This is a genomic window from Corallococcus sp. CA047B (assembly GCF_003612065.1).
In the GTDB taxonomy this organism is placed as follows: Bacteria; Myxococcota; Myxococcia; order Myxococcales; family Myxococcaceae; genus Corallococcus; species Corallococcus praedator.
Genome location: NZ_RAWD01000453.1, coordinates 1 through 6,033 on the forward strand (window position 1 = coordinate 1; position 6,033 = coordinate 6,033).

General features: G+C 69.7%; 8 protein-coding genes. 5 read left to right on the forward strand and 3 right to left on the reverse strand.

Annotation, left to right across the window (positions count from 1 at the left end):
- Positions 1–228 precede the first annotated feature (228 nt).
- A complete protein-coding gene (locus tag D7X74_RS38620) occupies positions 229–1,278 on the forward strand; it encodes an NAD(P)-dependent alcohol dehydrogenase (RefSeq protein ID WP_120537963.1) in 1,050 nt (349 codons plus the stop codon).
- Between the two features lie 45 nt (positions 1,279–1,323).
- On the opposite strand, the gene D7X74_RS38625 is transcribed toward D7X74_RS38620, so the two are convergent.
- Positions 1,324–1,896, reverse strand: coding sequence for a TMEM165/GDT1 family protein (locus D7X74_RS38625; protein WP_120537969.1), 573 nt, complete (start codon positions 1,894–1,896; stop codon positions 1,324–1,326).
- A 392-nt stretch (positions 1,897–2,288) separates the two neighbouring features.
- Between D7X74_RS38625 and D7X74_RS38630 the strand changes: the two genes are divergently transcribed.
- Both D7X74_RS38630 and D7X74_RS38635 read left to right on the forward strand, forming a co-directional pair.
- Positions 2,289–2,543, forward strand: coding sequence for a ribbon-helix-helix domain-containing protein (locus D7X74_RS38630; RefSeq protein ID WP_120537964.1), 255 nt, complete (start codon positions 2,289–2,291; stop codon positions 2,541–2,543).
- Between the two features lie 169 nt (positions 2,544–2,712).
- Complete coding sequence (locus tag D7X74_RS38635; RefSeq protein ID WP_120537965.1) at positions 2,713–3,195, forward strand: hypothetical protein; 483 nt, start codon at positions 2,713–2,715, stop codon at positions 3,193–3,195.
- A 51-nt stretch (positions 3,196–3,246) separates the two neighbouring features.
- Here the strand turns inward: D7X74_RS38635 and D7X74_RS38640 are convergent, their stop codons facing one another.
- Together D7X74_RS38640 and D7X74_RS38645 are read right to left on the reverse strand one after the other, a co-directional pair.
- Positions 3,247–4,329: a lysylphosphatidylglycerol synthase transmembrane domain-containing protein gene (locus D7X74_RS38640; RefSeq protein WP_120537966.1), complete on the reverse strand. Its 1,083-nt coding sequence runs from the start codon at positions 4,327–4,329 to the stop codon at positions 3,247–3,249.
- Between the two features lie 156 nt (positions 4,330–4,485).
- Complete coding sequence (locus D7X74_RS38645; protein WP_120537967.1) at positions 4,486–4,689, reverse strand: DNA gyrase inhibitor YacG; 204 nt, start codon at positions 4,687–4,689, stop codon at positions 4,486–4,488.
- 63 nt (positions 4,690–4,752) lie between these two features.
- Between D7X74_RS38645 and D7X74_RS38650 the strand changes: the two genes are divergently transcribed.
- Both D7X74_RS38650 and D7X74_RS38655 read left to right on the forward strand, forming a co-directional pair.
- Positions 4,753–5,742 (forward strand): magnesium transporter, encoded by a 990-nt coding sequence (locus tag D7X74_RS38650; protein WP_233602436.1) that lies wholly within the window; start codon positions 4,753–4,755, stop codon positions 5,740–5,742.
- Between the two features lie 29 nt (positions 5,743–5,771).
- Positions 5,772–6,033 (forward strand): alcohol dehydrogenase catalytic domain-containing protein (locus D7X74_RS38655; protein ID WP_158622358.1); only part of this gene is annotated, 262 nt, incomplete at its 3' end.

Here is a 6,033-nt window from a genome sequence, read left to right on the forward strand (position 1 = left end):
CTCCCACCCGCCCACCAGGCGGGAGAGGAAGTGATGGGGACCACCGGGGGACTGGGACTGTTGCAGACGATCCTGGCTCATGGTGCCGGGCAGTCTCCCGGACTCCCCCGGCACGGTCCACACTTCCCGCGCTTTCCACGGCGAGACCGGCCCCGCTCCATTAGCTTCGCGCGTTGCGTCCAACCCGTCCTGGATGCGCCCTGCTTCGATTCCCCCTGGAGTTCTCACTTGCCGACCACCCACGCCTATTCCGCACCGAGCGCCAAGGCCGCGCTCGGCCCCTTCACCCTGGAGCGCCGCGAGCCGCGCCCCCAGGACGTGCTCATCGACATCCAGTACTGCGGGGTGTGCCACTCCGACATCCACCAGGCCCGTGATGAGTGGGGCGGCGCCAGCTTCCCCATGGTGCCGGGGCACGAAATCGTCGGGAAGGTGTCCCAGGTCGGCAGCGCCGTCACCGACTTCAAGGTCGGCGACAGCGTGGGCGTGGGCTGCTTCGTGGATTCATGCCGCGACTGCCCTGCCTGCCTCGCGGGCGAGGAGCAGTACTGCGAGCGCGGCTCGGTGAACACGTACAACGGCCGGGAGAAGGACGGCACGCCCACCTACGGCGGCTACTCCACCCGCATCACCGTGGACGCCAGGTACGTGCTGCGCATCCCGGAGGGCATCCCCCTGGACCGGGCCGCGCCGCTGCTGTGCGCGGGCATCACCACGTACTCCCCCCTGCGCCACTACGGCGTGAAGGCCGGCAGCAAGCTGGCCGTCGTGGGCCTGGGCGGCCTGGGGCACATGGGCGTGAAGCTGGGCAAGGCGCTGGGCGCCGAGGTGACGGTGCTGAGCACCTCCCCCTCCAAGCGCGACGACGCCCTGGCCCTGGGCGCCATGCACTTCGCCGCCACGTCGGACAAGCAGACCTTCAAGGCGCTGGCGAACCAGTTCGACTTCATCCTCGACACCGTCTCCGCGCCGCACGACTACAACGCGTACCTGCGCCTGCTGAAGCTGGACGGCACGATGATCCTCGTCGGCGCGCCCGAGTCCCCCGCGCCGCTCGCCGCGTTCCCGCTCATCATGAAGCGGCGCAAGCTGGGCGGGTCGCTCATCGGTGGCATCCGCGAGACGCAGGAGATGCTCGACTTCTGCGCGAAGCACCAGGTCGCCTCCGACGTGGAGGTCATCCCCATCCAGCAGATCAACGAAGCCTATGAGCGCATGCTCAAGGGCGACGTGCGCTACCGGTTCGTCATCGACATCGCGAGCCTGAAGAACCCGTAGCGCGTCCCTCCGCGGGCCCCGGCGCGACGCACCGGGGCTCGCGCGTCAGCTCCTCCAGGCCGTCCACAGCGACACGGCGCCGAAGAGGAAGAAGAGGCCCGCGGTCACCCACCGCACCCACTTCATCTGCACCCGTCCCGCCAGCCGGTCGCCCAGGAAGACGGCCAGGCCGTCCGACACCAGCATCCCCGCGGTGGTGCCCAGCGTCACCATCACCGGGGCCTGGTAGCGCGCGGCCAACGCCATGGTGGCCAGCTGCGTCTTGTCCCCCATCTCCGCCAGGAAGAAGAGCACCACGGTGGTGAGGAAGGCGCCGAAGCGCGGCGGCTTGCCCCCGTCGTCATCCAGCGTGTCTGGCTTCAGCGTCCACAGGCCGAAGCCCAGGAACAGCACCGCCAATATCAGCGCCATCACCCGCGCCGGCACGTGCGTGGACACCCACGTGCCCACCGACGACGCCAGCGCGTGGTTGGCGATGGTGGCCACGAGGATGCCGGCCAGCACCACCCACGGCTTGCGGAACCTGGACGCCAGCGAGAACGCCAGCAATTGCGTCTTGTCCCCCATCTCACTGGCGGCGACCAACACGAACGAACCGAGCACGGACTCCCACGACATCATGAAGGCTCCCCTTCCCAGTCCCTGGCGCGAAGATGTCGTGGTGAGAGCGCTTCAGGGGGAGCGCGCACGACGGACCTCGGCCAGGGAGCATTGAATCCCTGTCCGAAGGTCTCGTTCGTCTCGCGCGCTTCGCGAGGTGGGGGCCCGGGCTGTCTCCAGCCAGTGTGTCGAGCTTCCCGACGCCTCTTGCCACCGGCGTGAACTACTCCCCTTACGTGTCGTCGCAAGTAGCAGTGGGGCCCGCGTGAGTCAACCCGACACATCCCCCACGCTCGGGCGCTCCTACGTCTGGCGTCCCTTTTTTTGACGCCGCGAGAGGCTGCCCCCCTAATGCCGGGGACAGGTCGGTAGCGGCCTGTAGCAGCAGCAAAAGCCTGGAGGAAGCCCCGATGCAGGATGGAAGCGCCAGCCCGCTGAGCCCCGACGCTCCGTCGTCCCAGTCTCCGGTGGAACCCGGTGAGGTCCGGAGCCCGGAGGCCGACATCGTCTCCACCCACGTCCTCGTGCCCGAGGAGCAGGTCCACAAGCTGCGCGAACTGGCGCGGCGCACCCGCATCCACCAGAGCGAGTACCTGCGCGAGGCGGTGGAGGACCTGCTGTCCAAGTACGGCCGCATGCCCGCCAAGACGGAAGGCGAGTCGTGAAGCGCCCGGCGCCCCTGCGCCACTCCCGCCGGAGCGCCCTGTCCCTGCGCGAGCGGCTGCGGCGCTGGCTGGAGCAGGAGCTGTAGTCCTCCGCCCCGCCCTGGAGCGTGCCAGGAGGGAAACACGCTAGGTTCGGGCCCTTCCTTCGTCTCCAGGAGCCCTGGCCTTGATGCGTCCCTCCCTGATGACCGCCGTCCTCGCGCTGGCCGCCACCGGCTGCGCCACGTCCGGCTTCGAGAAGTTGTATCCCGGCATGACGCCCGCCCAGGTGGCCAGCACCATGGGCAAGGGCCCCGCCCACGCGCAGGAGTTCCAGGACGGCTCGTCGGCCTGGTACTTCGACGAGGACCACTGCGTGCTGATGCGCGACAACGTCCTCGTGGCCAAGTCCACCACGCAGACGCGCACGGCGGTGCACACGCCCGTGGGCTCCCTCAAGGATCAGGACAAGGCGTTCTGTGGCCCTCCGGGCGCCGAGGGCAACGCCAACCGCGAGCAGACCCTCCAGACGCCCTTCGGCACCTTCAAGGGCACCGTGGACCCCGCCGCCGTCACCGAACAGGTGAAGAACAGCGTGCGCAGCCAGAAGGTCGCGCCCCCCGCGCAGAACGCACCCGACGCGGGCGCGCAGGCGACGCAGCCCGCGCCGTAGGCTTCACCCGCCGCCACTCCCCCTCAGGACCGGGGCAGGCGGCACGGGCGCTCAGGCCACGGGCGAACGGGTGACGGCACCATCGCCGTCGCCGCCGTCCTTCTTCATGTTGCCGGCCAGCTCGCGGAAGGACATGTGGCTGATGGACAGCAGCACGAGGCCGAAGATGACCTGCTGCGCCGTCTGACACAGCCACAGCACGTTGGCGTAGGCGAGCCCGTGGGCGTTCACCACGGCAGCGGGCAGGAACAGGCCCAGGCCCACCTTGATGGCGGCGTGGAAGGTGCCCACCATGCCGGGCGCGGCGGGAATCATCACCCCCACCACCAGCACGCACATCACGATGTACGACTGGAACAGCGACAGGCTCATGGGCTCGCAGACGACGCCCGGCGCCGCGCCGGAGCAGTCGAAGGCGCGGGCGAGCAGCGCCATGCCCAGGCCGTTCACGGCCCAGTACAGCACCGTGTAGAGGAAGAAGAGGGCGATGTGCCGGCCGTCGGGGAGCTGCCGCATGGCGCCCACGAAGGTGTCCACGACGTCCGCCACCTTCTCCGCGATGCCGGGGGAGAAGCGGCCCACGGTGGCGCGCACGAGCCGCACGGTGGACTCCTGGTGCCACAGCCCCAGGAGCAGGAACACCAGCCCGCCGCCGAACACGCCGAACATCAGCCACGAGCCCAGCTTCACGTACCGCACGCCCTCCGTCTCCACCGGGACGAAGAAGAGCAGCACGCGGAAGAGGGCCGCGACGAAGAGGCCGTCCACGATGCGCTCCAGCACCACGGAGGTCATGGCCGCGCTGCGGCGGATGGAGCTGCGCTGCGCGATGAGGAAGGGCCGGGCGAACTCCCCCAGCCGGAACGGCAGCACCAGCAGCATCATGAAGCCGATGCCGGATGCCTCATTGAGCTTGCGGAACGGCACGCGCTCCAGGCCCGACAGCAGCGACCCCCACCGCAGCGTGCGGAACACGTGGATGGCGGTCAGGCACAGGAAGTACGGCAGCACCCACGCGTAGTTGGCCGCCTTGAGGCTGGCGATCTGCGTGGACACGTCCGTGTCCCGGAAGGCCCACCACATGAAGGCGGCGGTGACGAGCAGGCTGGCGATCAGGTTGACGGCGCGTTTCACGGCGGCCGGGTATATCGTCCCTGCCTTTGCGACTCCAGTAGCACGGCCTGCCCCAGCCCCCCGGTGCGCCCGCATGCGGGCCCCGCGACGGCGCGCTCCCCTGCCCCGTCGTTCAGTGCCTGAGAGGAATTTTTCAAGACATGTGAGCCGCGAGGCTCAGGCGTCGTGACCGCGGTTGGAGCCGTCGGAGGGCAGTTCGTCCTCCTGCTCATCCGCCTGCCGGTCGGGCACGCGGTACTCCTCCCCCAGCCAGCGGCCCAGGTCGACGGCGCGGCAGCGGCGGGAGCAGAAGGGTTGGGAGGTGTTCTCCGGGCGGGGAGGCACGGGCTTCTGACAGATGGGACACGGCTGAAGTGGCATGGCGGATGGAGTCCTAGATAAGCCTTGACGCTCCGCCGGGCCAGGACGTTTCTTGGCCCGGCCGTGCAGCCAACCCCGGAGTCCGCTCACACGCTGTTGCAGGGCGACCGGCTGTCCCGGGACTTCACCGCCGTGGGCGTGGAGGACACGGTCGCCCAGGCGCTGGAGAAGATCCGCGCGAGCCCTGGCACCGGCGAGGTCTTCTACTGCTACGCGTGCGACCCGGCGGGTCGCCTGGTGGGCGTGGTGCCCATCCGCAAGCTGATCCGCGCGGCCCCCGAGGAGCGCATCGCCGCGTTGATGTTCACGCGGGTGGTGAAGCTGCCGGTGGACGCGCCCGACGCGGTGGTGGAGGACTTCTTCGTCACCTACCGCTTCCTGGCCTTCCCGGTGGTGGACGCGGACGGGCGCATCGTGGGCGTGGTGGAGATGAACCAGTTCGTGGACACGTTCTCCGACACGCTCTTCGACGAGGTGGAGGGCCGGGTGCGCGACGAGGTCTACCGCTTCGTGGGCCTGCCGAAGGGGGAGCTGAAGGAGACGCGGCCGGCGCGGCTCGCGCTCAAGCGCTTCCCGTGGCTGCTCGTGAACATCGCGGGCGGGTTCCTGGCGGCCACGACGACGCGCCTGTTCGAGCACACGGTGTCGGAGCTGGTGGTGGTGAGCGCCTTCATCCCGATGGTGCTGGTGCTGTCGGAGAGCCTGGGCGTGCAGACGACGGCGGTGGCGTCCTCGATGGTCACGCACGGAGAGGTGGACCGGAAGGTGGTGGTGCGCGAGGTGCTGGCCGCGAGCCTCGCCGGGATGATGGCGGCGGCGGCGGTGGCGCTCCTGGGGCGCGTCTACTCGCCGGGGTTCGGCTTTCCCCTGGCGCTGTTCGTGTCGGTGACGGTGTCGGCCACACTGGCGTCGTGCCTGGGCGGGGTGCTGCCCTTCCTGTTCCGCCGGCTGAAGGTGGACCCGCATCTGGCGTCCGCGCCGCTGGTGCTGGCGGTGGCCGACAACGTGACGCTGCTTGCGTACTTCGGCTTGGTGACGCGGTTGTTGTTGTGAACGGCAGTGCTCTTTCGCGGAGTCCCACCATGAAGGTCGTGCGCATCACCCAGCCGGGCGGTCCCGAAGTCCTCGCGTTCGACGAGCGTCCGGAGCCGGTGCCCGGTCCGAACGATGTCCAGGTGCGGGTGCGGGCGAGCGCGCTCAACCGGGCGGACCTGCTCCAGGTGCGGGGCGCCTATCCGCCGCCCCAGGACGTCCCGCAGGACGTGCCAGGCCTGGAGTACGCGGGCGAGGTGGTGGCGGTGGGCCCCCGGGCGCGGAAGTTCCAGGTGGGGGACCGGGTAATGG

Bases quoted from the DNA above. Each gene is read 5' to 3' on its own strand.
- D7X74_RS38645 (WP_120537967.1), bottom strand. From the start codon at position 4,689: ATGCCACTTCAGCCGTGTCCCATCTGTCAGAAGCCCGTGCCTCCCCGC.
- D7X74_RS38625 (WP_120537969.1), bottom strand. From the start codon at position 1,896: ATGTCGTGGGAGTCCGTGCTCGGTTCGTTCGTGTTGGTCGCCGCCAGT.
- D7X74_RS38630 (WP_120537964.1), top strand. From the start codon at position 2,289: ATGCAGGATGGAAGCGCCAGCCCGCTGAGCCCCGACGCTCCGTCGTCC.
- D7X74_RS38635 (WP_120537965.1), top strand. From the start codon at position 2,713: ATGCGTCCCTCCCTGATGACCGCCGTCCTCGCGCTGGCCGCCACCGGC.